22 protein-coding genes and 1 pseudogene are annotated in these 26,916 nt (G+C 73.7%); 17 read left to right on the top strand and 6 right to left on the bottom strand.

The features are described 5' to 3' along the window. The first annotated feature begins 6 nt into the window (after window positions 1–6). From secD to ACZ6JT_RS28585, 7 genes and pseudogenes are all read left to right on the top strand, one after another. Entirely contained in the window at window positions 7–2,355 is a 2,349-nt protein-coding gene (gene secD, locus ACZ6JT_RS28615; protein ID WP_469214075.1) for a protein translocase subunit SecD, read from the top strand. A gap of 70 nt (window positions 2,356–2,425) precedes the next feature. Next, window positions 2,426–2,587: pseudogene (locus ACZ6JT_RS28610) on the top strand (hypothetical protein); the annotation flags it as partial. 199 nt (window positions 2,588–2,786) lie between these two features. Beyond that, window positions 2,787–3,263 carry a hypothetical protein gene (locus ACZ6JT_RS28605; protein WP_469214073.1) on the top strand — a complete coding sequence of 159 codons (477 nt, stop codon included), beginning with the start codon at window positions 2,787–2,789 and terminating at the stop codon, window positions 3,261–3,263. A 46-nt stretch (window positions 3,264–3,309) separates the two neighbouring features. Continuing rightward, the gene (locus ACZ6JT_RS28600) at window positions 3,310–4,536 is read left to right on the top strand and encodes an arginine deiminase (protein WP_365477242.1); all 1,227 of its coding nucleotides are present in this window, start codon (window positions 3,310–3,312) and stop codon (window positions 4,534–4,536) included. 138 nt (window positions 4,537–4,674) lie between these two features. Then, window positions 4,675–5,694, top strand: a complete 1,020-nt coding sequence (argF, locus tag ACZ6JT_RS28595; RefSeq protein ID WP_469214071.1) for an ornithine carbamoyltransferase — start codon at window positions 4,675–4,677, stop codon at window positions 5,692–5,694. Window positions 5,695–5,779: 85 nt separating this feature from the next. Further along, a complete protein-coding gene (locus ACZ6JT_RS28590) occupies window positions 5,780–6,607 on the top strand; it encodes an enoyl-CoA hydratase family protein (RefSeq protein WP_469214069.1) in 828 nt (275 codons plus the stop codon). A 4-nt stretch (window positions 6,608–6,611) separates the two neighbouring features. Beyond that, window positions 6,612–8,879 carry a bifunctional salicylyl-CoA 5-hydroxylase/oxidoreductase gene (locus ACZ6JT_RS28585; RefSeq protein ID WP_469214067.1) on the top strand — a complete coding sequence of 756 codons (2,268 nt, stop codon included), beginning with the start codon at window positions 6,612–6,614 and terminating at the stop codon, window positions 8,877–8,879. A gap of 281 nt (window positions 8,880–9,160) precedes the next feature. Here ACZ6JT_RS28585 and ACZ6JT_RS28580 read toward each other — a convergent pair whose 3' ends face one another. The 4 genes from ACZ6JT_RS28580 to ACZ6JT_RS28565 form a co-directional block, all read right to left on the bottom strand. Further along, window positions 9,161–9,997 carry a GNAT family N-acetyltransferase gene (locus tag ACZ6JT_RS28580; RefSeq protein WP_469214066.1) on the bottom strand — a complete coding sequence of 279 codons (837 nt, stop codon included), beginning with the start codon at window positions 9,995–9,997 and terminating at the stop codon, window positions 9,161–9,163. Between the two features lie 152 nt (window positions 9,998–10,149). Further along, window positions 10,150–10,431, bottom strand: coding sequence for a hypothetical protein (locus tag ACZ6JT_RS28575; protein WP_469214064.1), 282 nt, complete (start codon window positions 10,429–10,431; stop codon window positions 10,150–10,152). A gap of 25 nt (window positions 10,432–10,456) precedes the next feature. Further along, window positions 10,457–11,257: a PaaX family transcriptional regulator gene (locus tag ACZ6JT_RS28570; protein WP_469214062.1), complete on the bottom strand. Its 801-nt coding sequence runs from the start codon at window positions 11,255–11,257 to the stop codon at window positions 10,457–10,459. A 4-nt stretch (window positions 11,258–11,261) separates the two neighbouring features. Then, the gene (locus ACZ6JT_RS28565) at window positions 11,262–12,911 is read right to left on the bottom strand and encodes an AMP-binding protein (protein ID WP_469214061.1); all 1,650 of its coding nucleotides are present in this window, start codon (window positions 12,909–12,911) and stop codon (window positions 11,262–11,264) included. A 153-nt stretch (window positions 12,912–13,064) separates the two neighbouring features. Between ACZ6JT_RS28565 and ACZ6JT_RS28560 the strand changes: the two genes are divergently transcribed. Continuing rightward, window positions 13,065–14,246, top strand: coding sequence for an acyl-CoA dehydrogenase family protein (locus tag ACZ6JT_RS28560; RefSeq protein WP_469214059.1), 1,182 nt, complete (start codon window positions 13,065–13,067; stop codon window positions 14,244–14,246). Further along, window positions 14,243–14,641 (top strand): RidA family protein, encoded by a 399-nt coding sequence (locus tag ACZ6JT_RS28555; RefSeq protein ID WP_469214058.1) that lies wholly within the window; start codon window positions 14,243–14,245, stop codon window positions 14,639–14,641. Before ACZ6JT_RS28560 ends, ACZ6JT_RS28555 begins: the two co-directional genes overlap by 4 nt. A gap of 21 nt (window positions 14,642–14,662) precedes the next feature. On the opposite strand, the gene ACZ6JT_RS28550 is transcribed toward ACZ6JT_RS28555, so the two are convergent. Beyond that, window positions 14,663–15,412 carry an SDR family NAD(P)-dependent oxidoreductase gene (locus ACZ6JT_RS28550; RefSeq protein ID WP_469214056.1) on the bottom strand — a complete coding sequence of 250 codons (750 nt, stop codon included), beginning with the start codon at window positions 15,410–15,412 and terminating at the stop codon, window positions 14,663–14,665. Window positions 15,413–15,523: 111 nt separating this feature from the next. Between ACZ6JT_RS28550 and ACZ6JT_RS28545 the strand changes: the two genes are divergently transcribed. Next, entirely contained in the window at window positions 15,524–16,429 is a 906-nt protein-coding gene (locus ACZ6JT_RS28545) for a LysR family transcriptional regulator (protein WP_469214055.1), read from the top strand. Between the two features lie 434 nt (window positions 16,430–16,863). On the opposite strand, the gene ACZ6JT_RS28540 is transcribed toward ACZ6JT_RS28545, so the two are convergent. After that, window positions 16,864–18,243, bottom strand: coding sequence for an aminopeptidase P family protein (locus tag ACZ6JT_RS28540; RefSeq protein ID WP_469214054.1), 1,380 nt, complete (start codon window positions 18,241–18,243; stop codon window positions 16,864–16,866). Window positions 18,244–18,418: 175 nt separating this feature from the next. Here ACZ6JT_RS28540 and ACZ6JT_RS28535 point away from each other — a divergent pair, with 175 nt between their 5' ends. The 7 genes from ACZ6JT_RS28535 (at window position 18,419) to ACZ6JT_RS28505 (ending at window position 26,890) form a co-directional block, all read left to right on the top strand. Then, window positions 18,419–20,791: a collagenase gene (locus tag ACZ6JT_RS28535; RefSeq protein WP_469214053.1), complete on the top strand. Its 2,373-nt coding sequence runs from the start codon at window positions 18,419–18,421 to the stop codon at window positions 20,789–20,791. A gap of 91 nt (window positions 20,792–20,882) precedes the next feature. Continuing rightward, window positions 20,883–22,034 carry an NAD(P)/FAD-dependent oxidoreductase gene (locus ACZ6JT_RS28530; RefSeq protein WP_469214052.1) on the top strand — a complete coding sequence of 384 codons (1,152 nt, stop codon included), beginning with the start codon at window positions 20,883–20,885 and terminating at the stop codon, window positions 22,032–22,034. A gap of 82 nt (window positions 22,035–22,116) precedes the next feature. Continuing rightward, on the top strand, window positions 22,117–22,431 hold the full coding sequence (locus tag ACZ6JT_RS28525) for a (2Fe-2S)-binding protein (protein ID WP_385808864.1): 315 nt from the start codon (window positions 22,117–22,119) through the stop codon (window positions 22,429–22,431). Next, window positions 22,412–23,845, top strand: a complete 1,434-nt coding sequence (locus ACZ6JT_RS28520) for an FAD/NAD(P)-dependent oxidoreductase (protein WP_469214051.1) — start codon at window positions 22,412–22,414, stop codon at window positions 23,843–23,845. The genes ACZ6JT_RS28525 and ACZ6JT_RS28520 overlap by 20 nt, the downstream gene beginning before the upstream one ends. Before the next feature lie 75 nt (window positions 23,846–23,920). After that, window positions 23,921–24,853, top strand: coding sequence for a dihydrodipicolinate synthase family protein (locus ACZ6JT_RS28515; RefSeq protein ID WP_469214050.1), 933 nt, complete (start codon window positions 23,921–23,923; stop codon window positions 24,851–24,853). 19 nt (window positions 24,854–24,872) lie between these two features. Beyond that, entirely contained in the window at window positions 24,873–25,877 is a 1,005-nt protein-coding gene (locus tag ACZ6JT_RS28510; RefSeq protein WP_469214048.1) for a proline racemase family protein, read from the top strand. Beyond that, on the top strand, window positions 25,874–26,890 hold the full coding sequence (locus ACZ6JT_RS28505; protein WP_469214046.1) for a proline racemase family protein: 1,017 nt from the start codon (window positions 25,874–25,876) through the stop codon (window positions 26,888–26,890). Before ACZ6JT_RS28510 ends, ACZ6JT_RS28505 begins: the two co-directional genes overlap by 4 nt. Window positions 26,891–26,916 lie beyond the last annotated feature (26 nt).

Below are 26,916 nucleotides of genomic sequence, written 5' to 3'. Positions count from 1 at the left end.
GTACGCATGTCTCGCGCACCCTTGTCCCGCCCACCCTTGTGGAGGGCGATCATCGCGCTGGCAGCCGTCGCGCTGTCCCTCTACATCGCCCTCACCCACTCCGCCCGCCTCGGCCTCGATCTGCGCGGCGGCACCCAGATAGTCCTGGAGACCCGGGACTCACCCACCGTCAAGGCCGACGCCGCGTCCACCGACCGCGCTCTGGAGGTCCTCAGGCAGCGCGTCGACGCCCTCGGCGTCTCCGAACCCGGCATCGCCCGCTCCGGCGAGAAACGGATCATCGTCGAACTGCCCGGAGTGCAGGACCCGCGCAAGGCCGCCGAGGTCATCGGCCGCACCGCACAGCTCACGGTCCACCCGGTGACGGGGGCGACGGCCGACATGGGCTCCGCGCAGCCCGAGGCCGACGGATCGCGCACCCTGCCCGACCCGGACCAGCCGGGTAACCACCTGAAGCTGGGCCCCACCGCCCTCACCGGCGAGGGGGTCGAGGACGCCGAGGCGGTCCTGGACCAGCAGTCGCTCAGCGGCTGGACGATCTCCCTCGACTTCCGCAAGGGAGCGGGCGACACCTGGGCGAAGATCACCTCGGACGCGGCCTGCGCGCCTGCGGGGGCTCCGGAACGCCGCGTCGCCATCACCCTCGACAACAAGATCATCTCGGCGCCCGGCGTCACGGCGGACGTGGTGTGCGGGACCGGTATCACCGGCGGCTCCACGCGGATCAGCGGCGGCTTCGGCCGAGCCGAGGCGCGCGAGCTGGCGGCGCTCGTGAAGGGCGGCGCGCTGCCGGTGCCCCTCGACGTCGTGGAGCACCGGACGGTCGGCCCGACGCTCGGTGCCGACGCAATCGAGGCGAGCACCAAGGCCGCGCTCATCGGCATCGCCCTGACCGCGCTGTTCATCACCGTCGTCTACCGGCTCCTGGGCGCGCTCGCCGCCTTCGCCCTCGCGCTGTACGGCCTCATCTCGTACGCCGCTCTGGTGGCGCTCGGCGCGACGCTCACGCTGCCGGGGCTCGCCGGGTTCGCCCTGGCGATCGGCATGGCGGTGGACGCGAACGTCCTGGTCTTCGAACGGGCCAGGGAGGAGTACCTGGGCGTCCGTTCCAAGGACTTGGCGAAGCCGGTGAAGACCGGCTTCGCGAAGGCGTGGAGCGCGGTGGTCGACTCGAACGTGACGACGCTGCTCGCCGCGGGATTGCTGTTCTTCTTCGCCACGGGCCCGGTCAAGGGCTTCGGGGTCACCCTGTGCATCGGCGTCCTGGCATCGATGCTCACGGCGCTCGTGATCACCCGCGTGCTCGCGGACTTCGCCGTCGCACGTAGCTTCGTACGCGAGCGCCCCGGTCTGACGGGCATCGCCTCGACGGGCCGAGTCCGCACATGGCTGTCCCGCCGCAACCCGAACCTGGTCCGCCACCGTCGCCGCCGGCTCGGCGCGAGCGCACTCCTGGTGGCGGTGGCCGCCGCGGGAATCCTCATCCGCGGCCTGGACTTCGGCGTGGAGTTCACCGGCGGCCGCCTCGTCGAATACAGCACCAGCAGGTCCGTCGACGCGGACACGGCCCGGAACGCCGTGTCCGACGCGGGGTTCCCGCGCGCGGTGGTGCAGGAGTCCGGCGACGGCGACATCACCGTACGCACGGAGAAGCTCACCGACGACGAACAGCAGCGCGTCAAGGAGGCCTTGGAGGAGCCCGGCGGAACGGTCACGGTGGAGCGTGACGAACAGATCGGTCCGAGCCTCGGCGGCGAACTGCGCCACAAGGCGCTCCTGGCCCTGGGCATCGCGGTGGCCGCCCAGCTGATCTATCTCAGTGTGCGGTTCCGCTGGACCCTGGCGGCAGCGGCAGTCTCTGCGATGGTCCACGACGTCCTGCTCGTGGTGGGCCTGTTCGCCTGGCTGGGCAGGCCGGTGGACAGTGTCTTCCTGGCGGCGCTGCTCACGGTGATCGGCTACTCCGTGAACGACACGGTGGTCGTCTTCGACCGCGTCCGCGAAGCGCGCCGCCGAGACCCCCTTGGCGACCTGGAGAAAACGGCCAACCACGCGGTGGTCCAGACACTCCCGCGCACGGTGAACACGGGTATGGGAGCCCTGTTCATCCTGACCGCACTGGCGGTACTGGGCGGCGACTCGCTGGCGGACTTCTCCGTGGCGCTGATCGCGGGCGTCCTGGTCGGCATCGCCTCGACCGTCTTCACCGCGGTCCCGATCGCGATCGCCCTGGAACACCGCCACCCGACACCGCCACCGGCACGGGGCCGCCGCGCCGCGAAGGAAGTCCCTGACGGGTACGGCCCGTGGGAGGCGCGGAGGAAGAAGGAGAGGGGGACGGGGGCGGTCGTCTGAGCCCGCGAGGACGGTCCTGAGGCCGAGGGCAGCAAACGCGAGGCGTAGTGGAAGCCGGTGAGGACGAGCCGACGAGCAGCTGTTCTGGCCGGACCGCCCCGTCGCCGCCGACGAGGACTCCGTACGGGCCGGCACCGACTGGTGGCCGGAGCTGACGGCCGCCGGCGGCGAGGGCATGGTCGTCAAGCCCCTCCAGGCGTACGCCCGGGACGGGAAGGGCCGCCTGGTGCAGTCGCGGACCGTGTCAGCACGACCCGTAAAGGGGTGGCCCCCGTACGGCCGCTAATTAGGTCGTATGGGGGAACTTTCGCGGAGAACTCCGGGAAACCCACCGGCGGGATCGTTCAACCAGGGCAGCGGAATGTCCGCGACCCTGGAAGGACGGAACGTCACTTATGAAGATGACCGCGCGCGGAAGCATTGCGGCGCTCATGACCTGTATGGCCGCGGCCGGCGCGGCCACCCCGGCCGCGGCGGACTCGGTGCCGGTCGGTGTGCCGCTGGACGCCGTGAAGACCACGCTGGGCGTGGACACCCCGCGCGTGGGCACGGGCGTGCCGGTGCCGGTCGCGGGAGCGCCCGAGGCGCCCCGCTTCCACAAGGGGGACATGCTCCCGACCCCACTGCTCCCGGTGGTCCCGATCGGCACCGAGCTCGGCAGGACCCTCGTCACCTCCCCGGTGCCGAACCTGCTGGGCAAGCCGGAGACGGACGGCGAGGGTTCCGTGGAGGCCCCGGCGACGAACCTGCTCGCCCGGACCCCCGGGCTGGTCGCCGGCGGTCTGCTGACGATGCCGGACGCCTCCAACTCCGGGATCCCGAACCTGGCCGCGCCCGAACTGGGCCTGACCGCCCCGGAAATCACCGGCACTCCTTCGGCTCTTCTCGGCCTCGGCACTCCCCGCTGAGCGGACGCCACGTCAAAAGGCCGCCCGGTCTGCGAACGTGTACGGCATGGGATTCCATGTCGACTCCGAGACCGGGCGGCTTCGCCGCGTCATCCTCCACCGGCCCGACCTGGAGCTGAAGCGGCTCACACCGAGCAACAAGGACGCGCTCCTCTTCGACGACGTGCTGTGGGTGCGCCGGGCCCGCCAGGAGCACGACGGCTTCGCGGACGTGCTGCGGGACCGGGGCGTGGAGGTCCACCTCTTCGGGGACCTGCTGTGCGAGGCACTCGACATCCCGGAGGCGAGACATCTCGTACTGGACCGGGTCTTCGACGAGAAGGAGTACGGGCCGCTCGCCACCGACCACCTGCGGTCGGTCTTCGACGGGCTGCCCTCGGCCGAGCTGGCGGAGGCGCTGGTGGGCGGGATGACCAAGCGGGAGTTCCTGGAGCGGCACGCCGAGCCGGTGTCCGTGCGCTTCCACGCCCTGGACACCGACGGCTTCCTGCTCGGGCCGCTGCCCAACCACCTCTTCACCCGTGACACCTCCGCCTGGATCTACGACGGGGTGTCCATCAACGCGATGCGCTGGCCGGCCCGGCAGCGCGAGACCGTCCACTTCGAGGCGATCTACCGGCACCACCCGCTCTTCACCTCCTCCGGCGCCTTCCACTACTGGTCGCAGGGGCAGGCGGACTACCCCTCGACCATCGAGGGCGGGGACGTGCTGGTCATCGGCAACGGTGCCGTGCTGATCGGGATGAGCGAGCGCACCACACCGCAGGCGGTGGAGATGCTGGCGCGGGGTCTGTTCGCCGCCGGCTCGGCCACCACCATCGTGGCGCTGGACATGCCGAAGAGCCGGGCCTTCATGCACCTGGACACGGTGATGACGATGGTGGACGGAGATACGTTCACTCAGTACGCGGGGCTGGGCATGCTCCGCTCCTACACGATCGAGCCGGGCGCCGGGCCGCAGGAGCTGAAGGTGACCGACCACCCGGCGGAGCACATGCACCGCGCCATCGCCGCAGCGCTCGGCCTGGACTCGATCCGGGTGCTGACCGCGACCCAGGACGTCCACTCGGCGGAACGCGAGCAGTGGGACGACGGGTGCAACGTGCTGGCCGTGGAGCCGGGGGTGGTGGTCGCGTACGAGCGGAACGTGACGACCAACACACACCTGCGCAAGCAGGGCATCGAGGTGATCGAGATCCCCGGCAGCGAACTGGGGCGGGGCCGGGGCGGTCCGCGCTGCATGAGCTGCCCGGTGGAGCGCGACGCGGTCTGAGGCCCCGGTCGGCCGCCGGCCCGGGAGCGGGGGCGGGGGAGAGGGGGAGAGGGAGGGAGGCGGGGGTCTCTGTATATCAATACAGAGCGTCGTATAGACTTCCAACATTCCCTGTCACCGTGACGCTGGAGCGACCCCATGGCCACCGACCTCGCCGGCCGTAGTTTTCTCAAGGAGCTCGACTTCACGGCCGCCGAGTTCCGCGGCCTGATCGAGCTCGCCGCCGAACTGAAGGCGGCCAAGAAGGCCGGGGTCGAGCAGCGCCTGCTCCAGGGCAGGAACATCGCGCTGATCTTCGAGAAGACCTCCACGCGTACCCGCTGCGCCTTCGAGGTCGCGGCGGCGGACCAGGGCGCCCACACCACCTACCTCGACCCCGCCGGCTCCCAGATGGGCCACAAGGAGTCGGTCAAGGACACCGCGCGGGTGCTGGGCCGGATGTTCGACGGGATCGAGTACCGCGGTGACAGCCAGCAGGCCGTTGAGGAGCTCGCCGCCCACTCCGGCGTCCCCGTCTTCAACGGGCTCACCGACGACTGGCACCCCACCCAGATGCTGGCCGACCTGCTCACCATGACCGAGCACACCACCAAGCCGCTCGACCGGATCGCCTTCGCCTACCTCGGCGACGCCCGCTTCAACATGGGCAACTCGTACCTGGTGACCGGCGCGCTGCTGGGCATGGACGTACGGATCGTCGCGCCCCGGGCATACTGGCCGGCCGAGCCGGTGGTGGCCGCGGCGCGGGAGCTCGCGCAGGGCAGCGGCGCCCGGATCACCCTGACCGAGGAGGTCGCCCAGGGGGTCGCGCAGGCCGACTTCGTGGTGACCGACATCTGGGTGTCCATGGGCGAGCCCAAGGAGGTCTGGGACGAGCGCATCGCGGCCCTGTCCCCGTACGCCGTGACCATGGACGTGCTGCGGGCCACCGGGAACCCGGACGTGAAGTTCATGCACTGCCTGCCGGCCTTCCACGACCTCGGCACCAAGGTGGCCCGGGAGATCCACGAGCGGCACGGGCTCGAATCGCTGGAGGTGACCGACGAGGTGTTCGAGTCGGCGCACTCCGTCGTCTTCGACGAGGCCGAGAACCGGTTGCACACCATCAAGGCCGTACTCGTCGCCACGCTCGGCCGGCCCGGCCGGAGTGACGCATAGTCATACGCCGACCGGGCGGGTTCGCCCCGCCAGGCGTGTCGCGTTTCTGTGACGGAAGTCAGGATCTGCTGATACCGTCGGTCGTGTGAGCCCCTTCACCGGTTCCACAGCAGCGACCGAACGGTGGCACCACCTCCGGGTGACCCGGCAGGACGGCGTGGCCACCGTCACCTTCGACCGCCCCGAGAAGCTGAACGCGCTCACCTTCGGCGCCTACGCCGACCTGCGCGATCTGCTCGCCGAACTGTCCCGCGAGCGTTCCGTGCGCGCCCTCGTCCTGGGCGGCGAGGGTCGGGGCTTCTGCTCCGGCGGGGACGTGGACGAGATCATCGGCGCCACCCTCGCCATGGACACCGCCCAGCTCCTCGACTTCAACCGGATGACCGGCCAGGTGGTGCGCGCCCTCCGCGAATGCCCCTTCCCGGTGATCGCCGCCATGCACGGCGTGGCCGCCGGCGCCGGCGCCGTCCTCGCGCTCGCCGCCGACTTCCGCATCGCCGACCCCACCGCCCGCTTCGCCTTCCTCTTCACCCGCGTCGGCCTCTCCGGCGGCGACATGGGCGCCGCCTACCTGCTGCCCCGGGTCGTCGGCCTCGGCCACGCCACCCGGCTGCTGATGCTCGGAGAGCCCGTACGCGCCCCCGAGGCCGAGCGGATCGGCCTGCTCAGCGAGCTCACCGAGGAGGGCAAGGCCCACGTACGGGCCGCGGAACTCGCCGCGCACCTGGCCGCCGGCCCCGCCCTCGCCTACGCGCAGACCAAGGCGCTGCTCACCGCCGAACTCGACATGCCGCTGGCCGCCTCGGTGGAGTTGGACGCCGCCACCCAGGCCCTGCTGATGAACGGCCGGGACTACGCGGAGTTCCACGCCGCCTTCACCGGGAAGCGGCCGCCCGCCTGGAAGGGCAGGTAGCCGGATGCCGGCGTGCAGCGTGTCTCCGGGCGCCATGCGGGTCGCCGTCGTCGGCGGGGGACCGGGCGGGCTGTACGCCGCCGCGCTGCTGGCCCGCCAGGGGCACACCGTGGAGGTCTGGGAGCGGGGCGCCCCGGACGACACCTTCGGTTTCGGCGTGGTCCTCTCCGACGAGACCCTCGGCGGCATCGAGCGCGCCGACACCGTCGTCTACGCCGCCCTGAGCGCCGAGTTCGTGCGCTGGGACGACGTGGACGTCGTGCACCGGGGCCGGATGCTGACCTCCGGCGGCCACGGCTTCGCCGCCATCGGGCGGCGCCGGCTGCTGCAGATCCTGCACGAGCGCTGCGCCGGGCTCGGCGTCCGGCTCCGCCTGCGCACCGCGGCCCCCGACGTACGGGACCTCGCCGCCGCGTACGACCTGGTGGTCGCGGCGGACGGGGTGCACAGCGCGATCCGGGAGGCCGGGGCCGCGCACTACGGGCCGACGCTGACCCCCGGGCGCTGCCGCTACATCTGGCTCGCCGCCGACTTCGCCTTCGAGTCCTTCCGCTTCGAGATCGCGGAGACCGAGCACGGCATCATGCAACTGCACGCCTACCCCTACTCGGCGGACGCCTCCACGGTGATCGTGGAGATGCGGGAGGAGGTCTGGCGGGCGGCCGGCCTCGACCTCTGCGACGAGGACGAGTCCGCGGCCCGCTGCGCCAAGATCTTCAGCGAGGCCCTGCGCGGACGGCCGCTGCGCGGCAACCGCTCGGCCTGGACCCGCTTCGACACCCTCGTCACCACGCGCTGGTCACACGGCAACGTGGCCCTCCTCGGCGACGCCGCGCACACCGCCCACTTCTCCATCGGGTCCGGCACCAAGCTGGCCGTCGAGGACGCGCTCGCGCTCGCCGACGCGGTGGCCGGCGCGGAGGGCGACGTACCGGCCGCCCTCGCCGCGTACGAGGCGGCGCGCCGCCCCGCGGTCGCCAGCACCCAGCGCGCGGCGGCCGCGAGCCGAGCCTGGTTCGAGGAGATCGCCGGATACGTCGACCAGCCCGCCCGGCAGTTCGCGTTCAACCTGCTCACCCGCAGCCGCCGGGTCACCCACGACAACCTGCGGCTGCGCGACGAGCGCTTCACCCGGGCGGTGGAACGGGACTTCGGCTGCCCGGACGAGCACACCCCGCCGATGTTCACCCCCCTGACCCTGCGCGGCCTGACCCTGCGCAACCGGGTCGTCGTCTCGCCGATGGACATGTACTCGGCCGCCGACGGAGTCCCCGGGGACTTCCACCTCGTGCACCTGGGCGCCCGGGCCCTCGGCGGGGCCGCCCTGGTCATGACCGAGATGGTCTGCGTGTCCGCCGAGGGGCGGATCACACCCGGCTGCGCCGGCCTCTACACCCAGGAGCAGGCGGCGGCCTGGCGGCGGATCACCGACTTCGTCCACACCAGCGCACCCGGCACCGCGCTCGGCATCCAGCTCGGGCACGCGGGCCGCAAGGGCTCGACGCGGGTCATGTGGGAGGGCATGGACGACCCCCTCCCGGAGGGCAACTGGCCGCTGGTGGCCGCCTCCGCGCTGCCCTACCGGCCGGGCGTCTCGGCGCTCCCGCGCGCCCTCGACCAGGCGGACCTGGTGGCGCTGCGCTCCGACTTCGCGGCCGCCGCCGTGCGGGCCGCCGACTGCGGGTTCGACCTCCTGGAACTGCACTGCGCCCACGGCTACCTGCTCTCCGGCTTCCTGTCCCCCCTGACCAACCACCGCACGGACGACTACGGCGGCTCCCTGGAGAACCGGCTGCGCTTCCCGCTGGAGGTCTTCGACGCGGTCCGCGCCGTCTGGCCCGAGGACCGTCCGATGACGGTCCGCCTCTCGGCCACCGACTGGGCGCCCGGCGGCACGTCGCCCGAGGAGGCGGTGGAGATCGCGGCCGCCTTCGCCGCCCACGGCGCGGACGCCATCGACGTCTCGACCGGCCAAGTCGTCGCCGACGAGGCCCCGGAGTACGGGCGCTCGTACCAGACCCCGTACGCCGACCGGATCCGCAACGCGCTCGGCGTCCCCGTCATCGCGGTCGGCGCCATCTCCTCCTGGGACGACGTGAACTCCCTGCTGCTGGCCGGCCGCGCCGACCTCTGCGCCCTCGGCCGCCCCCACCTCTACGACCCCCACTGGACCCTGCACGCGGCCGCCGACCAGTCCTACGAAGGCCCGGCCGCCCCCTGGCCGACCCCATACCGCGCGGGCAGCCGCAAACCCCCGACGGGCCGGGGCTGAGCCTGCCGGCTTTACGAACGGCAGCACTGCCTCTACCTTGAACGTGTTCAGATTGAACACGTTCAGGGTGGTGGGGTGGTCATGGGGGGCGAGTGGTTCGTCGTCGCGCTCTTCTTCTGCGGTGCGGTCTGCCCTGCGGGCGTCGGCATCGTCGTCGCCTTCGTCAAGGCGTGTGGGGAGCGTCGTCGACTTCGGCTCGGGTTCCAGGGCGAACAGGCAGCGCCCGGCGGGGACATCGGCGGACGGGTTCGACCGGTTCCTCCACCTCCGCCCCCGCCCGCTCACACCGGGACGACCTCGGCGCGGTCCTCGATCGGGGTGTAGCCCAGGCGCTGGTAGAGGCCGTTGCTCGTGGGGTTGGCCAGGTCGGTGAAGAGGAGGACCTCCGAGGCGCCGGCCGCGTGCGCGGCCCGGGTCGCCGCGTGCGTGACGCCGGCGGCGTAGCCGCGGCCGCGGAGGGCGGGCGGGGTGTAGACCGGGCCGATGCGCGAGGCCGAGCCGACCGGGCGGGAGAAGCCCGCCAGGGAGACCGGCTCGCCCGCGTGCTCCCACAGGACGGCCCCGCCGTACGAGACGCGGTCGCGCAGCGCGGCCTCGGTGGCGGCGTGGCCGCCCACCTCCTCGTGGAAGGCCTCGACCCACGCCAGCAGCAGCGGAAGGTCCGCCACGGTGGCGGGGCGCGAGCGCCCGGCCGGGGCGGGGTCCGGGGCGATCAGGCCGGCCAGCCGGTACAGGCGCAGCTCCTCCGCGATCCGAGTGGGCCGCCCCCAGGCCGCGGCCAGCGCCTCCGCGTCCGGGCGGCGGGCGTTGAACGCGCGGACCCCGGCGAGCAGCGGCTCGGCGCGGAGCGCGGCCGCCAGCGGCCGGACCGCCTCGGCGGGAACCACGCCGAGCACCATCGGGAACGGCGGAGTGCACAGCAGCCCGCCGGCGACCGTCCCGTCGACCCCGGTCCACCAGCCGAAGACGGGAGACCCGGCCCCGTAGGCGCCGCTCCCGCGCCGCTTCAGCGCGTCGGTCACGGTCAGCATGAGCGTGTCGGAGACAGGCCGCGCGGCCACGGCCGGGTGGGCGGCGGCCAGATAGGCCGCGAGGTCAGAAGTGAAGGTCCAGGTCATGGCGCATTCTGGCGCGCCGCCGCCCGCCGGCGCCCGGCATTTTCAGGCGGGCAGTCACCCCGGCCACCACGGCGGCACGTTGTCCGGGCCGGACTTGGCCCGGTCCCCGGGATAGCCGTCGAGGGTGCCGCGCGCGGCGAAGTACAGGATCGTCAGGCCGGCCGGCACGACCAGCACCGCGCCCAGTCGCACCGCCACGGGCCGCCGCTCCAGCAGGTGCGCCACGAGCAGCCGAAGGCCGCGGTCGGCGGCAGCAGGGTGAGGCCCGGCTCGAAGCGGCCGTCCGCGTCCGCGCCCGCGTCGCGGTACTCCCGGGCGCGCGAGGCCGGCGCGATGGCCAGGCAGCCCGCCGCCGGCCCGGCGAGGGTGGCGGGGACCAGGGTGAGGACACGTGCCCCCAGGGAGGGGGCCGCGGTCGTGGCGGGTGGCGTCATACCCCGCTCGACGGACGGGCACCGATCACGGTGCCACGAAGGCCGCCCCGAAGTCGCGCAGCCGTGCGTGCAGTTCGGCGAAGACGGCCGCCGAGCGGTCGCCCGGCCAGCCCGCCGGGAGCAGCTCGCGCGGCAGGCCCGGGTCGGCGTACGGCAGGCGCCGCCAGGAGTCCAGCGCGGACAGGTAGCCGCGGTAGGCCTCCTCCGGCGTGGGCTCCGGGCCCGACTGGAGGGCGCGCAGGGCCGGTTCGTGCACGTCGAGGAATTCCTCGTGCTGCTTGGCCAGGGCCGCCAGGTCCCACCAGCGGGCCACCGCCTCGGCGCTCGGCGCGAAGCCGAGGTGGGTCCCGCGGAACAGCTCCACGTACGGCGTCAGGTGCAGCCGCTCCAGCGTGTGCGCGCTCTCCTCGGCCAGCCGGGCCGGGGCGATCCACACGCCCGGCGCCACCGCCCCGAAACCGAGCCGGGCCAGCCGGGAGCGCAGCAGGTGCCGTTTGCTCCGCTCCTGCTCCGGAACGGAGAAGACCGCCACCAGCCACTCGTCCGACAGCGGCGGACTGCCGTAGATCCGGCGGTCGCCGTCGTCCAGTAGCTGCCGGGCCTCCTCCGAGAGCCCGTACGCCGCCGAACCGTCCGCGGCGCGCGCGGGCAGCAGGAAGCCGCGCCGCTTCAGCCGGGACACCGACGAGCGGACCGACGGGGCGTCCACGCCGACCGCGCCCAGCAGGCGGATCAGCGCGGAGACCGGGACCGGGCCCTCGAAGGCCCGCCCGTAGGCTCCGTAGAACGTGACGATCAGGGATCGCGGGGTGTGCTGCTCGACCACGGTCTCACTCTAGGCCGTCGGGCCGCTCGGGCAGGATTCCATGATCCCGCAGCCGGAAGCGCTGCAGCTTGCCCGTCGCCGTGCGGGGGAGCGCGGGGAGGAAGACGAAGGAGCGCGGGCACTTGTGCGGGGCCAGCTCCGCCCGCATGAAGGTGCGCAGCGCCTCCTCCGTGAGGACCACGCCGTCCCGTGTGACGGTGTACGCCACCACGACCTGGCCGCGTCGCTCGTCCGGACGGCCCACCACCGCCGCCTCCACCACGTCCGGGTGGCGCAGCAGGGCTTCCTCCACCTCCGGGCCCGCGATGTTGTACCCCGCCGAGACGATCATGTCGTCGGCCCGGGCGACGTAGCGGAAGTAGCCCTCCGGGTCGCGCACGTAGGTGTCACCGGTCAGGTTCCAGCCGCCCTGTACGTACTCGCCCTGCCGCGGATCGGCCAGGTAGCGGCAGCCCACCGGGCCGCGCACCGCCAGCAGTCCCGGCTCGTCGTCCGCGACGGGACGTCCGGCGCGGTCCACCACCCGCGCCTGCCAGCCCGGGACCACCCGGCCGGTGGTGCCGGGCCGGATCTCCTCGTCGGCGGCGGAGATGAAGATGTGCAGCAGTTCGGTCGCCCCGATGCCGTTGATGATCCGCAGGCCGGTCCGCTCGTACCAGGCCTGCCAGGTCGCGGCGGGCAGGTTCTCCCCGGCCGAGACGCAGCGGCGCAGCGCGGACAGGTCGTACGTGCCCACGTCGTACGGGCCCAGGGCGTCCAACATCGTCCGGTACGCGGTGGGCGCGGTGAACAGCACCGTCACCCGGTGCTCCGCGAGGGCGGGCAGCAGCCGGCGCGGCACCGCGTCCTCCAGCAGCAGCGCGGACGCGCCCGCCCGCAGCGGGAAGACCACCAGCCCGCCGAGGCCGAAGGTGAACCCGAGCGGCGGGCTGCCCGCGAACACGTCGTCCGGGCGGGGGCGCAGCACGCTGCGGGAGAAGGTGTCGGCGACGGCGAGCAGGTCGCGGTGAAAGTGCATGCAGCCCTTGGGCCGTCCGGTGGTCCCCGAGGTGAAGGCGATCAGGGCGACGTCGTCGGCGGAGGTCGGGGCGGCGCGGAAGGGCCCCTCGTGTCTCTCGGCCAGCCGCAGCAGGTCGTCCTGGGCGCGGCCCCCGTAGGCGGTGATGCGCAGGCCCGGCACCTCGGCCTTGACCAGGTCGTCCAGTACGTCGGCATGGCACAGGGCGTACTGGACCCGGGCCATCGCGCAGACCGTGGCGAGCTCCTTCGCGCGCTGCTGGGGCAGTACGGTCACCGCCACCGCGCCCGCCTTCATGACCGCCAGCCAGCAGGCGGCGAGCCAGGGGCCGGTGGGCCCGCGCAGCAGCACCCGGTTGCCGGGGACGACGCCGAGGTCGACGGTGAGCACGTGGGCGATGCGGTCCACGCGCTCGCGCAGCCCGCCGTACGTCCACACCTCGCCCGCGCCGCTGCGGAAGGCCGGGCGGTCGGCGCCCGCGGGGCCGAACCGGTCGATGGTGGCGTCGAGCAGCTCCGCCCCGCAGTTCAGGCGGTCGGGATAGGCCAGTTCGGGCAGATCGAAGACGAGTTCCGGCCAGGTGTCGGCGGGTGGCAGATGGTCACGGGCGAAGGTGTCCGTGTGAGCGGAAGGCATCAGGTCCAAGGCGGGTCGCCCCCTGCAGCGGTCCGGAGTGGGGTGGGGCCGGCCGTGCTGTTTCCCCCAGCTACCGCTGGGAGGTACCACCACACGAGCGTATCGTGATGGTGACGGCAGTCAACAGGACGCGATAGAGGCGGGGACATTCGGATGACCGGATTCGCGCTCGGGGTGGACCAGGAGGAGTGGTGCGGGCAGTTGCGCGCACTGGCGGCCGACAGGCTGAGGCCGCTGGCCGAGAAGGGGGAGCCGGGCAGGGTCAACCGGCCGCTGCTGGCCGCGCTCGGCGAGCTGGGCCTGCTGGAGCGGGTGTTCGCCTCGGGCGCGCTGGAACTGTGCCTGCTGCGCGAGTCCCTCGCCTACGGCTGTACGGAGGCCGAGACCGCTCTCGCCCTCCAGGGGCTCGGCGCGTACCCGGTGCTGCGGGCCGGGAGCGAGGCGCAACGGGAGCGCTGGCTGCCGCAGGTGCGCGCCGGGCGGGCGGTGGCGGCCTTCGCCCTGAGCGAGCCGGGAGCCGGCTCGGACGCGGCGGCACTGGCGCTGGCGGCGGAGGCCGACCCGGACGCCCGGGGCGGCTGGCGGCTCAGCGGACAGAAGTGCTGGATCTCCAACGCCCCGGAAGCGGATTTCTACACCGTGTTCGCCCGGACGGGTGAGGGGCCGGGGGCCAAGGGGGTCTCCGCCTTCCTCGTCCCGGCCGACCGCCCCGGACTCTCCGGCGAACCGCTGGACATGCTCTCCCCGCACCCGATCGGCTCCCTGACCTTCGACGGGGTCCCGGTCGGGCCGCGGGACCTGCTGGGCGAACCGGGGCGGGGCTTCCGCGTCGCGATGGACACCCTGAACCTGTTCCGGCCGAGCGTCGGCGCCTTCGCGGTGGGCATGGCCCGGGCCGCCCTCGACGCGACGCTCGCGTACACGGCGGGGCGGGCCGCGTTCGGCGGGACGCTGAGCGACCTCCAGGCCGTGGCGCACCGGGTGGCCGAGATGGCCACCCGCACGGAGGCGGCCCGGCTGCTGGTGTACGCGGCGGCCGGGGCCTACGACCGGGGCGCCGCGGACGTTCCGCGCCGGGCCGCCATGGCGAAACTGCTGGCCACGGAGACGGCGCAGTACGTGGTCGACCACGCCGTCCAGCTGCACGGGGCGGTCGCCCTGCGCCGGGGCCACCTGCTGGAGCACCTCTACCGGGAGGTGCGGGCGCCGAGGATCTACGAGGGGGCGAGCGAGGTGCAGCGCACGATCATCGCGAAGGAGCTGTACGGGACCCTGCCGGGGCCGCCGGCCGGGCCACTCGCCGGGCCGGCGGCCGCAGCGGCGGCCGGGCGATGAGCCTCGAGCGGATCAACCCGGCGGAACTGTCGCCGGCGACGGGCTTCTCGCACGCGGTCGCCGCCACCGGATCCCGGCTGGTGTTCCTGGCGGGCCAGACCGCGCTGGACGGCTCGGGCAAGGTGGTGGGGGAGGGCCTGCCGGAACAGTTCGAGGTGGCCCTCACCAACCTCCTGGCCGCCCTCGCGGCGGCGGGCGGCTCCCCCGCGGACCTGGCCCGGGTGACGGTGTACGCCGTGGACGTGCCGGCGTACCGCGCGTGCGCGGCCGAACTGGGCCGCGTCTGGCGCCGGCTGGCGGGCCGCGACTACCCGGCGATGGCCGTCATCGGAGTGGTCCGCCTCTGGGACGACCAGGCCCTGGTCGAACTCGACGGCATCGCGGTCCTCCCGTGACCGTCCCGTCCCGCAGGGGGCTCAGACGGCGCGGCCGGTCACATGGCCGCCGTCCACGCGCAGGGCGTGGCCGGTGACGAACGTGGCGCCCGCCAGGTAGAGCACGGCGTCGGCGACCTCGGGGGCCTCGCCGACCCGGTTCAGCAGGGCCAGTCCGCCGAAGGAGTCCACGTCGGAGCCCGCGTGCAGCGGGGTGCGGATGATGCCGGGCGACACGAGGTTGACGCGGATCCCGTCCGCGGCGAGCTCGGCGGCCAGGCTGGTCGTCAGCGCGTGCACTCCGGCCTTGCTGACCACGGGTGCGGAGGCCGGGAAGCCGGCCAGCGCGTGGTCCACGAGCACGGTGCCGATGTTGACGATGCTGCCGCCGCGGCCCTGGGCGCGCAGCGCCCGCACCACGGCCTGGGTGGTGAGGTAGGTCCCCTTGAGGTTGCCCGTCAGGAATCCGTCGAGCTCGGCCTCGGTGACCTCGGCGAAGGGCTTGGAGGCGAAGGTGCCCGCGTTGTTCACCAGGACGTCGATTCCGCCGAACCGGTCGAGCGCGGTGCGGACGAGGGCCTCGCCGGTCTCCGGCTCGGCGATGGCACCCGCGACCCAGGCGGTCCGCTCCGGGTGGCCGAGACCGGCGGCGGCCTTGGCGAGGCGGTCGGAATCCCGGCCGTTGAGCACGACGTTGGCGCCGCTCGCCAGGAAGGCGCGGGCGATGTCCAGCCCGATGCCGCTGGAGGAGCCGGTGACGATGGCGGTGACGGCGTGGGAGTTGGCGTTCATGGTGTGTGCCTTCCGGGTGAGGGTGTTTCCGTTCTGCTGACACCGGAAAACCTACGAACCATCAACCCATAACACCACGACGAAAATTGAAGCATGTCATAATCCCCCGTTATGGATGTGGATCTGCGCGACCTGGAACTCCTGGACGCCACCGCCGAGGCCGGCTCGCTGACCGCGGCCGCCGAGAAGCTCTACGTGAGCCAGCCGGCACTCAGTCAGCGGCTCACCCGCCTGGAGGCCCGCCTGGGCATGCCCCTCTTCGACCGCAAGGGCCGCCGCCTGGTCCCCACCGCCGCGGGCCGCCGGATGCTCGTGGCGGCCCGCCAGGTCCTCGGCGAACTGGCCTCGGCGTCCCGGGACCTGAGGGAGATCCGCGACGGGCGCGACCGGCGGGTCCGCTTCACCGCGCAGTGCAGCACGACCTTCCCCTGGCTGCCGCCCGTACTGCGCGCCTTCCGCGAACGCGCGCCGGACGTCGACGTACGCCTGGAGACCGTCGCCGACGACGCTCCGATCCCGGCGCTGCTCGCCGACCTGGTCGACGTCGCGCTGGTCACCAAGCCGGACGCACAGATGGACCGGGTGTCCCTGACCAGGCTGTTCGACGACGAGATGATGGCCGTGGTGCCGGCCGCACACCCGTGGGCCGGGCGGGCCCACCTGGCCGCCCGTGACTTCGACGGCGTCGACCTGGTCCTCTACGACGGCTACGACCAGAGCCGCATCCCCTCGACGCCGCTGCCGATCCCGCCCGGGGCCCGGCCCGGCCGGATCACCACCATGCCGGTGGTCACCGAACTGGTGGTCGAGATGGTCGCGGGCGGCCAGGGCGTGACGGTCCTGCCCAACTGGGTGGCCGCCCCGTACGTCGCCTCGCACGGCCTCGCCCTCGTGCGGATCGGCGCGGAGCCGATGACCCGCACCTGGTTCTGCGCCACCCGGACCGGGCCGCGCCCGCCCCACCTGGAAGCCTTCGTCGAGGAACTGGCGACCTGCCTGACGGGAGGGGCGGTGTAGTGCGGTGCCCCTGCGGGGTGCTCGGCGGGTTCGGGCTCGGCCCTGCGGTGGGGGTCCGGAACAGGCGGGCCGTCCGCGGGGGCCCTCCGGGACGTCTCCTCGGCTCGCGCCTGCGGGCACGTCACGAACGTCCGGGGCGGTTGCGCGCTCGTCCTGCGGGGACGCCCCTGCACGCCCCCGCTCCCGCTCCAGTCGGCAGGGCTCGCCGTGGTGGACGCCTCTGGGAAACCTCGCCGGGGCGGGGACACGGCGGAGTGTCCCCGCAGGACGAGCGCGCACCCACCGCCCGGCGGGCGAAGCCGGGCCCGCAGGCGCGAGCCGAGGAGACATTCCGGCGGGGCACCGCCCCAGGGGAGAAGTCCCGCCGTCTGTTCCGGGCCGCCGCCTCGGCGGATGGGGCCCGCCTGTTCCGGGCCGCCGCCTCGGCGGATGGGTCAGGTCGCCGCTGCGTCCAGGAGGCGGGCCATCCAGTCCTCGATCCCGGTGACCGTGCGCGGCAGGGCGCCCGACATCAGGCGGGCGCCGTCCGCCGTGATCACCAGGTCGTCCTCGATGCGGACCCCGATGCCCCGCAGCTCCGCCGGGAGCGTCTCGTCGTCCGGCTGGAGGTACAGACCCGGCTCCACCGTGAGGACCTGCCCCTCCTCCAGGACGCCGTCGAGGTAGGTCTGCGCCCGGGCCTTCGCGCAGTCGTGCACGTCCAGCCCCAGCATGTGCCCGCTGCTGCACAGCGTGTACCGGCGGTGCAGGTCGCCCTCAGCGTTCTTCAGGACGCCCCACTCCGCCAGGCCTTCCGCGATCACCCGCATGCCGGCCCGGTGGAAGTCCCCGAAGCTCGCGCCGGGCCGCAGCGCCGCCATGCCCGCGTCCTGGGCGGCCAGGACCAGTTCGTAGACCTGCCGCTGGACGGGGGAGAAGCGGCCCGACAGGGGGAGGGTGCGGGTGATGTCCGCCGTGTAGAGGGTGTCCGTCTCCACGCCCGCGTCGAGCAGCAGCAGTTCGTCCCCGTTCAGCCGGCCGTCGTTGCGGATCCAGTGCAGGGTGCAGGCGTGGGCGCCCGAGGCCGCGATGGTCTCGTACCCGGTGCCGTTGCCCTCGGCCCGCGCGCGCAGGCCGAAGACCCCCTCGATCCAGCGCTCCCCGCGCGGATGCGCCAGCGCGCGCGGCAGGGCCCGTACGACGTCCTCGAAGCCGGCCGCCGTGTGGTCGACGGCCAGCTGGAGCTGCTCGACCTCCCACGCGTCCTTCACCAGGCGCAACTCCGAGAGCGCAGAGGCCAGTTCCGCGTCGGAGGCCGCGTCGCGGCCCGCCGGTGAACCCAGTTCGTCCAGGTGTGCGCAGCGGATGCCGGTGAGGCGCTGGGCCTCCGCCAGGTCCGGTCGGCGGCCCACCCAGAACTCCCCGTACCTGCGGTCCCGGAAGAACTCCTCGTTCCCGCCCGCCCGCGGTGAACGCGGCCGCAGGTACAGCACCGCCTCGTGGGCGTGCGGGCCCGACGGCTCCAGGACCAGGACGTGACCCGCCTGGTCCTCACCCGTGAGGCCGGTCAGCCAGGCGTACGCGCTGTGCGGGCGGAACCGGTGGTCGCAGTCGTTGGAGCGGACCTTCAGCTCGCCGGCCGGGACGATCAGCCGCTCGCCGGGGAAGCGGGCCGAGAGCCGTGCCCGGCGGGCCGGAGTGACGGCGTACGCCGGTACCCGTGCGGTGTCCGGGAGCGGGGAAGCGGCCCAGTCGCCCGCCATGAAGCGGGACAACTCCGGGGACACCGGACGGTCGTGACTGCCCGTGTTGAGGAGGGCGGGGGTCTCGGTCACGAGGCTCCTTCAAGAAAGATGCGAACTGATGGGCGCACAGGTCTTGTCAGTGCAATTTCACATTACTATGTTACAGCTCACACCGCGGCACGTTAACCCCCGTCAAACGCCGTGTGACGCAGGGCAGTTCACGCACCACCCCCCACCTCACCTCTCTCCCCCACAGGAGTCCTCGGTGCTCAAGCACAGAGCTGTGCGCTCTTCCCTCCTCGCCTCCGCCGTGGCCGTGACCCTCCTCGCCACCGCGGGGCAGGCCACGACGCAGGCCGCCGAGTCCGCGGCGCCGGCGCCCTTCGCCGCCGCCCGGACCGCTCCCGCCCCCGGGCCCACGGGGAACCCGTTCGACGAGGTCGACCGTCTCGCCCACGCGAAGGACAACGCCCCGGCGCCCGCCCCGGCCCCCGGCGGACAGGCCCTCACCGGCCAGGTGCCGGGCGCCGCGACCGCCGCCGCGCCCGTCGACGACCTGGAGAAGCGCGGCAAGGCGGCCAAGGCGGCCCCCACCGCGAAGAGCGTCGCCGCAGGCGTCCCCTGCACCCTCGACGGGATCACGAACCTCACCCCGGAGCAGTTCGCCGACTTCCTCGGCGACCAGGCCGTCCTCGCCGACGGCTGCCTGCGCGGTCTCATCTGGACCTGGGACGCCCGCCTGGCCCCGGTGATGTCGGACGCGCACGTCCAGGCCGTCGCCCGCCGGATATCCGCCCTGGCCGCCGCCCACGACGGCCGCAACTCCTCCCACTTGGAGGAGATGTTCACGTACCTGCACGCGGTCGCCTACCACAACTTCTCACGCGACGAGATCGACGTCACCGACGCCCCGACCGTCGCCGCGACCCGCAAGGCCATCGACGACTTCGGCAACGCCGCGCGGACCTTCGACGTCACCCCCTCCAACGCCCGCACGCTGCGCGAGGCCCTCTACGCCGCGGGCCCCGGCCTGCGCCAGCACCAGCTCGGGCTCATCAAGAAGGTCCTGGCCACCATGGATCCGGCCCACCCCGCCACCCACCTCGACGCCACCTGGGCCGGCGCCGTCCTCGCCGCGCTCTCCACCAACTACCTCGGCGTCTACCCGGGCAACGAGGACACCGCCTTCCACGCCGCAGTCTCCGCCGACCCCGCCTACCGCGCCGCCTTCAAGGCCTTCGCCGGCTACACCCACCTCAAGGGGACCGGCAACGCATGGGTGGCCCGCGACGCGCTCGGCGAGTACGGCCGCTTCGGCCAGGTCGACGGCCTGCGGGGCCAGATCGCCGCCGACCTCGGGACGCTGCTGGGGCCCGTCAAGGCCGGCTTCGGCGACGGCAGCGAGCAGTGGGCCAAGCTGGTCTCCTGGCTGAACTTCTACGAGGCGTGCAAGCCGTACGGGGTGTGCAAGGAGGACATCGAGAAGCAGCTCTTCCCCTACACCTACTCCTACGACAACGGCGCCATCAAGGTCCGCACCGCCCTGGACCGGGCCACCGTCGACCAGCTGTACTACGCGAGCAAGCAGGTCAAGGCCCAGTACCACCGCGTGCTCGGCACCGAGCAGCCGCTCGCGGGCGACCCCAACACCACGCTCAACATCGTGCTCTACGCCTCCCGCGCCGACTACGTGAACTACCACCCGATCCTGACCGGCTACGGCACCAACAACGGCGGCATCTACATCGAGAACGGCGCCACCTTCTACACCTACCAGCGCCGCGTCCCGCAGGACTCCTCCCTGACCCTGGAAGAGCTCTTCCGCCACGAGTACACGCACTACCTCAACGGCCGCTACGCCGTCCCCGGCTTCTTCGGCGAGGGCCCCTGGTACGAGGGCGACCGCACCACCGCCATGGACGAGGGCACCGCCGAGTTCTTCGACGGCGCCACCCGCGACAACGGCGTCGCCGTCCGCAAGTCCCTCGTGAAGAGCGTCATCAACGACACCTCGGGCGGCGGCCCGCGCATGAGCGTCGAGCAGCTGCTGAACGCCACCTACGACGGTGACGGCTTCCGCTTCTACAGCTACGCCGGCACCTTCTTCGAGTTCCTGTGGACGGAGAAGCCCACCCTGCTGCGTGAGATGTACACCCACCTGCGGGCCAACGACGTGGCGGCGTACGACTCCTGGCGCCACCGGATGGGCGCAGACACCTACCTCCAGCGCGACTACGACCGCTTCCTGGACGCGCAGATCGCCAAGGTCGACCAGCTCTACGTGCCGGACACCTCCTTCACCCCGAACGACCGGCTGCGCGACTCCGCGCTCGCGTCGGTGAAGTCGGCCTTCGCCACGGCCACGTACAACACCCCGGACTGCGTGGAGAACGGCGACGCCGGCAAGCGTCGGTTCACCTGTACCGGCCGGATCACGGCGAACCTGAAGAACTGGCGCAGCGACGACCAGAACTTCAAGGACATGTCGGAGACGGTCGACTACTTCATCCTCGACCGGGCGGGCGCGGCCTCCAACAACCTCGCCGACATGAACTGCTCCTTCGGTCCGCTGGAGATCTGGACCAACCACAAGGCGGGCACCTCGGGTTACAGCTGTGAGGGACCGCTCCGCAGCTGACCGGGCACCGGACCGGTCCCGCGCCGAGGAGGGTGCGGGACCGGTCCGGGCAGGTCTGGGCAGCCAATAAAGAATGTGACATATTACTGCCGTGCTCAAGAGACACTCCCTGGACGCCGTCATCATCGGCGCCGGCGTCGTCGGTGCGGCCTGCGCCTACTACGCGGCCCGCGCCGGGCTCACCGTGGCCGTGGTCGACCGCGGGGCCGTCGCGGGCGGCACCACGGGCGCCGGCGAAGGCAACCTGCTCGTCTCCGACAAGGAGGCGGGACCGGAACTCGACCTGGCCCTCCTGTCCACCCGGCTCTGGACCGAACTCGCCGCGGTCCTCCCGCCCGCGATCGAGTACGAGCCCAAGGGCGGCCTCGTCGTCGCCCCGGACGACACCACGGTGCGGGCCCTGCGGAGCTTCGCCGAGGGCCAGCGCAAGGCCGGGGTCGACGCGGTCGAGGTACCCGGCGACGCCCTGCACGAGCTGGAGCCGCACCTGGCCCCGGGCCTGGCGGGCGGGTTCCACTACCCGCAGGACGCCCAGGTCCAGCCGGCCCAGGCGGCGGCGCGGCTGCTCGCCGCGTCCGGCGCCGAGACGTACCTCGGCGAGGAGGTGACGGGCGTCCTGCTGGACCGGGGCGCCGTACGGGGCGTGCGCACCCCGCGCCGCGAACTCCTGGCCCCGGCCGTGGTGAACGCGGCCGGCACCTGGGGCGGCCGCATCGCCGAGCTGGCCGGGGTCACCCTGCCGGTCCTCCCGCGCCGCGGCTTCGTCCTGGTGACCGAGCCGCTGCCGCGACTGGTCCGGCACAAGGTCTACGCCGCCGACTACATCGCGGACGTCGCCAGCGGCTCCGCCGCCCTGCAGTCCTCGGCGGTGGTCGAGGGCACCCCCTCGGGCCCGGTCCTGATCGGCGCCACCCGCGAGCGGGTCGGCTTCGACCGCTCCCTCTCGACGGAGGCCCTGCGCCGGCTGGCCGCGCAGGCGGCGGCGCTCTTCCCGGTGCTGGCCGACGTCCGGGTCCTGCGCACCTACCACGGCTTCCGCCCCTACCTCCCGGACCACCTCCCGGCGATCGGCCCCGACCCCCGGTGCCCGGGCCTCCTGCACGCCTGCGGCCACGAGGGAGCCGGCATCGGCCTGGCCCCGGCCACCGGCGTCCTGATCACCGCCGCCCTGACGGGCGCCGAACCGCCGCTCCCCACGGGCCCGTTCCACCCGGCCCGCTTCGACCAGGACCCGGCCCGATGACGGTCCGAGCGGAAGGCACGCGCAGCGCGACCCGGTACCGGCCCGCGCCCACCACCCGCACCGCGCCCGAGGAGAACCGCCGATGAGCCACACCCCGCGCAGCCTCGTCGGCGGAGCCCCCTCGGCCACGTACGTCCTGCGCTTCGACGGCCGCGAGCTCACGGCCCAGGCGGGCCAGAGCGTCGCCGCCGTGCTCTGGAGCGCCGGGATCCTGGCCTGGCGGACCACCCGCGAGGGCGGCGCCCCGCGCGGCGCGTTCTGCGGGATCGGCAGCTGCTACGACTGCCTCGTCACCGTCAACGGCCGCCCGAACCAGCGCGCCTGCCTGGTCCCGGCCCGCCCGGGGGACACCGTCACCACCCAGGAGGGAACCGGCCGTGCCGACCTCACCGTCTGACCCCGCCGCCTTCACCGGCTCCGCCCCGGCCGGCCCCCCCTTCGACCTCGCCGTCGTCGGGGCCGGGCCGGCCGGGCTCGCCGCGGCCGTCACGGCCGCCGGGCTCGGCCTGCGCGTCGCCGTGCTCGACGCCGGGGACCGCCCCGGGGGGCAGTACTACCGTCACCCCGCCCCGGGCCTGGGCGCCGCCCGCCCCGAGGCCCTGCACCACGGCTGGGCCGACTTCGCCCGCCGCGAAGCCGCCCTGCGCGCCCACGAGTCGGCCGGCCGGATCACGTACCTCCCGGCCCACCACGTCTGGACCGTGGTCCCGGACGGCGGCCCCGGTTGGACCCTGCACGCCGTCGCCGGTCCCGAGGAGGCCGCCGCCTCCCTGGGCGCCCGGGCCGTGCTCCTCGCCACCGGCTCGTACGAACGGCAACTGCCCTTCCCCGGGTGGACCCTGCCCGGGGTGGTCGGGGCCGGCGGGGCCCAGGCCATGCTCAAGGGCGGGCTCGTGCTGCCGGGCAGACGGGTCGTCGTCGCCGGGAGCGGCCCGCTGCTGCTCGCCGTCGCCGGCTCCCTCTCCGCCGCCGGGGCCCGGGTGCCGGCCGTGGTCGAAGCCGCCGCGTACACCGCGTACGCCGGCCACCTCCCCGCCCTGCTCCGCAACCCCGGCAAGCTCGGCGAGGCCGCCACGTACGGCAGCGCCCTCGTGCGCCGCCGCATCCGCCTCCTCACCCGGCACGCCGTGACCGAGGCCCACGGCACCGACCGGGTCGAGGCCGTCACCGTGGCCCGGCTCGACCGGGACTGGCGGCCGCTGCCGGGTACCGCCCGCCGGATCCCCTGCGACGCCCTCGCCGTCGGGCACGGGCTCGTCCCGCAGCTGGAGCTGGCGACCGGGCTGGGCTGCGCCACCCGCCGGTCCGCCGACGGCACCGTCGCGCTGGCGCTGGACGCCGAGCAGCGCACCTCCGTCCCCGGGATCTGGTCCGCGGGCGAGACCGGCGGCATCGGCGGCGCCCAACTGGCCCTCGTCGAGGGGGAGATCGCCGCCCACGCCATCGCCGGCCGGCCCGCGCCCGCCGCCCTCGCCGGCCGCCGCACCCGCCTGCGCGGCTTCGCCGAGGCCATGGGCGCCGCCCACCGCCCCGGCGACGGCTGGACCGGCTGGCTCCGCGACGACGCCGTCGTGTGCCGCTGCGAGGAGGTTCCGGCCGGCCGGATCCGCGAGGCCGTCGCCGATCTGGGCGCGCGGGACGCCCGTACGGTCAAACTCCTCACCCGCTCCGGAATGGGCTGGTGCCAGGGCCGCATGTGCGGACCGGCCGTCGCCGCCCTCGCCGGCGGCGAACCCGGACCCGACCGACGGCCCCTGTCCTGCCCGGTCCCGCTGCGCCACCTCGCGCAACTGCCCCCGTCGGACGGCTGATCGGGCGGTCCGGCCCCTTGTGGCCGCTCCACACCCACTAGTAAAATGTCACACACCACTCTAGGGAGCTCTCTCATGACCGACGCGCACACCCCCGCGCCCACCGCCGGTACGGACACCCGCACCCGCCCCTGGCACGGCATCATGGTCGCCACCGCACTCCCCCTGCGCGAGGACCTCACCGTCGACTACGACGCCTACGCCGAACACGTGGCCTGGCTGATCGCCAACGGCTGCGACGGCGTGGTCCCCAACGGCTCCCTCGGGGAGTACCAGACGCTTACCGACGAGGAGCGCGCACGGGTCGTGCGCACCGCCGTCGAGGCCGCCGGCGACGGCGCCCGCGTGATGCCCGGCGTCGCCGCCTACGGCAGCGCCGAGGCCCGCCGCTGGGCCGAGCAGGCCGCCGAGGCAGGCGCCGGCTCCGTACTCCTCCTGCCGCCCAACGCCTTCCGGGCCGACGAGGAGACCGTACGCTCCCACTACGCCGAGGTCGCCCGCGCCGGACTTCCCGTCGTCGCGTACAACAACCCGTACGACACCAAGGTGGACCTGACCCCGGCCCTCCTCGCCCGACTGCACACCGACGGCTCCGTCGTCGCCGTGAAGGAGTTCAGCGGCGACGTGCGCCGCGCCTACGAGATCGCCGAACTCGCCCCCGGCCTCGACCTGCTCATCGGCGCCGACGACGTCCTGCTCGAGCTCGCCCTCGCGGGCGCCGTCGGCTGGATCGCCGGCTACCCCAACGCGCTGCCGCAGTCCTGCGCCACCCTCTACCGGGCCGCCGTCGCCGGGGACCTCACCACCGCGCTTCCGCTCTACAAGTCCCTGCACTCGCTGCTGCGCTGGGACTCCAAGACCGAGTTCGTCCAGGCCATCAAGCTCTCCATGGACCTGGCCGGACGCCCCGGCGGCGCCACCCGCCCGCCCCGCTTCCCGCTCACCGGCGACACCGAGGCGGCCGTCCGCGCCGCCACCGAGAAGGCCCTCGCCGAGGGCCTCAACTAACCGACCGGAGGGACGCCAGATGCGTACGCGCCACGTCTACCACGCGGTGGACTCGCACACCGAGGGCATGCCGACCCGGGTGATCACCGGGGGAGTCGGGGTGATCCCCGGCGCCACCATGGCCGAGAAGCGGCTCCACTTCATCGAGCACACGGACCACGTCCGCACCCTGCTCATGTACGAGCCGCGCGGGCACTCCGCGATGAGCGGCGCCATCCTGCAGCCCCCCACCCGCCCCGACGCCGACTTCGGCGTCCTCTACATCGAGGTGTCCGGCCTGCTCCCCATGTGCGGGCACGGCACCATCGGCGTCGCCACCGTCCTCGTCGAGACCGGCATGGTGCCCGTCGTCGAGCCGGTCACCACCGTCCGGCTCGACACCCCCGCCGGACTGGTGAGCGTCGACGTCCGCGTCGAGGACGGTGCGGCCACCGCCGTCACCCTCACCAACGTCCCCTCCTTCAGCGTCGGCCTCGACCTCAAGGCCGAGGTCCCCGGCTTCGGCACGGTCACCTACGACCTGGCCTACGGCGGCAACTTCTACGCCTTCGTCGAACTCGACGCCCTCGGCCTCCCCTTCGACCGCGCCCGGGGGGACGACCTGCTCGCCGCCGGACTCGCGGTCATGGACGCGATCAACGCGGGCGACGACCGGCCCGTCCATCCCGAGAACCCCTCCATCGCCGGGGTCAAGCACGTCTACCTCGCCGCCCCCGGCTCCGACGCCCGCCGCTCCCGGCACGCCATGGCCATCCACCCCGGCTGGTTCGACCGCTCACCCTGCGGTACGGGCACCAGCGCACGGATGGCCCAGCTGCACGCCCGCGGCCTCCTGGAACTCGGCACGGACTTCGTCAACGAGTCCTTCATCGGCACCGAGTTCACCGGGCGGCTGGTCGCGCAGACCTCCGTCGGCGGGCTCCCGGCCGTGGTGCCCACGGTCACCGGCCGCGCCTGGATCACCGGCACCGCCCAGTACTTCCTCGATCCGGCCGACCCCTTCCCCGGAGGCTTCCTCCTGTGATCACCGTCCGAACGGTGGACTACCACACCGCCGGCGAGCCCTTCCGGATCGTCGACTGCGGCGCGCAGGGCCCGGCCGTGCCCGGGGACACCGTCGCCGAGCGCTGCGCCACCGCCATCGGCCCGGGAGGCTCGGGGACCGCCCCGCGCCGGGGCGCGCTCGACGACGTACGGCGCCTGCTCGTGCAGGAGCCGCGCGGACACGCCGGGATGTACGGGGGGTTCGTGGTCCCGGCCGACGACGACGGGGCCCACTTCGGCGTGCTGTTCTGGCACAAGGACGGCTACTCCACCGCGTGCGGCCACGGCACCATGGCCCTCGGGGCCTGGGCCGTGGACACCGGCCGGGTCGCCGCCCCGGACCACGGCGACGTCCAGGTGCGCGTCGACGTACCGTCCGGGCGGGTCACCGCGACCGTGCACCGGGACGGCGGCCGCACCACCGGGGTCACCTTCCGCAACGTGCCGGCCCGGGTGGGCGCCCGCAAGGTCCCCGTCGCCACCACCCTCGGCCTCGCCGAGGCGGACATCGCGTACGCCGGGGCCTGTTACGCCTCCGTCCGCGCCCGCGACCTCGGCCTGGACGTCTCCCGGTCCTCCCTGCCCGCCCTGGTCCGGGCGGGCCAGGAGATCAGGGCCGCGCTCGCCGCGCACCCCGCCACCTGGCACCCCGACGGTCCGCTGCTGTCCGGGGTGTACGGGGTGATCCTCCACGAGGAGCTCCCGGACACGCCGTTCGGGCCGCACCAGCGCAACGTCACCGTGTTCGCCGACGGCCAGATCGACCGCTCGCCCTGCGGCTCCGGCACCTCGACGCGGCTCGCGCTGCTCGCGGAGGACGGGCGGATCGGCCCCGGCGAGGACCTGCTGCACGAATCGCTCACCGGCACGATGTTCACCGGACGGATGCTGGACGGCGGGGTCACCGAGGTCACCGGCACCGCCTACCGCACCGGCGAACACGCCTTCGTGCTCGACCCGCACGACGCCCTCGGCAACGGGTTCTCCCTGTGAAGGGGCCCGCTGCCGGCGGCGTGCGC

Source organism: Streptomyces sp. NPDC046308, from assembly GCF_055588065.1.
The sequence above is the reverse complement of the archived record's forward strand: the minus strand, read 5'-3'. Positions and strand labels throughout refer to the sequence as shown.

Coding starts and splice junctions, on each gene's coding strand:
- ACZ6JT_RS28560 (WP_469214059.1), top strand. CDS start 13,065: ATGACCGGATTCGCGCTCGGGGTGGACCAGGAGGAGTGGTGCGGGCAG.
- ACZ6JT_RS28525 (WP_385808864.1), top strand. CDS start 22,117: ATGAGCCACACCCCGCGCAGCCTCGTCGGCGGAGCCCCCTCGGCCACG.
- ACZ6JT_RS28555 (WP_469214058.1), top strand. CDS start 14,243: ATGAGCCTCGAGCGGATCAACCCGGCGGAACTGTCGCCGGCGACGGGC.
- ACZ6JT_RS28515 (WP_469214050.1), top strand. CDS start 23,921: ATGACCGACGCGCACACCCCCGCGCCCACCGCCGGTACGGACACCCGC.
- ACZ6JT_RS28510 (WP_469214048.1), top strand. CDS start 24,873: ATGCGTACGCGCCACGTCTACCACGCGGTGGACTCGCACACCGAGGGC.
- ACZ6JT_RS28575 (WP_469214064.1), bottom strand. CDS start 10,431: ATGACGCCACCCGCCACGACCGCGGCCCCCTCCCTGGGGGCACGTGTC.
- ACZ6JT_RS28585 (WP_469214067.1), top strand. CDS start 6,612: ATGCCGGCGTGCAGCGTGTCTCCGGGCGCCATGCGGGTCGCCGTCGTC.
- ACZ6JT_RS28605 (WP_469214073.1), top strand. CDS start 2,787: ATGACCTGTATGGCCGCGGCCGGCGCGGCCACCCCGGCCGCGGCGGAC.
- ACZ6JT_RS28580 (WP_469214066.1), bottom strand. CDS start 9,997: ATGACCTGGACCTTCACTTCTGACCTCGCGGCCTATCTGGCCGCCGCC.
- ACZ6JT_RS28600 (WP_365477242.1), top strand. CDS start 3,310: ATGGGATTCCATGTCGACTCCGAGACCGGGCGGCTTCGCCGCGTCATC.
- ACZ6JT_RS28550 (WP_469214056.1), bottom strand. CDS start 15,412: ATGAACGCCAACTCCCACGCCGTCACCGCCATCGTCACCGGCTCCTCC.
- ACZ6JT_RS28565 (WP_469214061.1), bottom strand. CDS start 12,911: ATGCCTTCCGCTCACACGGACACCTTCGCCCGTGACCATCTGCCACCC.
- secD (WP_469214075.1), top strand. CDS start 7: ATGTCTCGCGCACCCTTGTCCCGCCCACCCTTGTGGAGGGCGATCATC.
- ACZ6JT_RS28545 (WP_469214055.1), top strand. CDS start 15,524: ATGGATGTGGATCTGCGCGACCTGGAACTCCTGGACGCCACCGCCGAG.
- argF (WP_469214071.1), top strand. CDS start 4,675: ATGGCCACCGACCTCGCCGGCCGTAGTTTTCTCAAGGAGCTCGACTTC.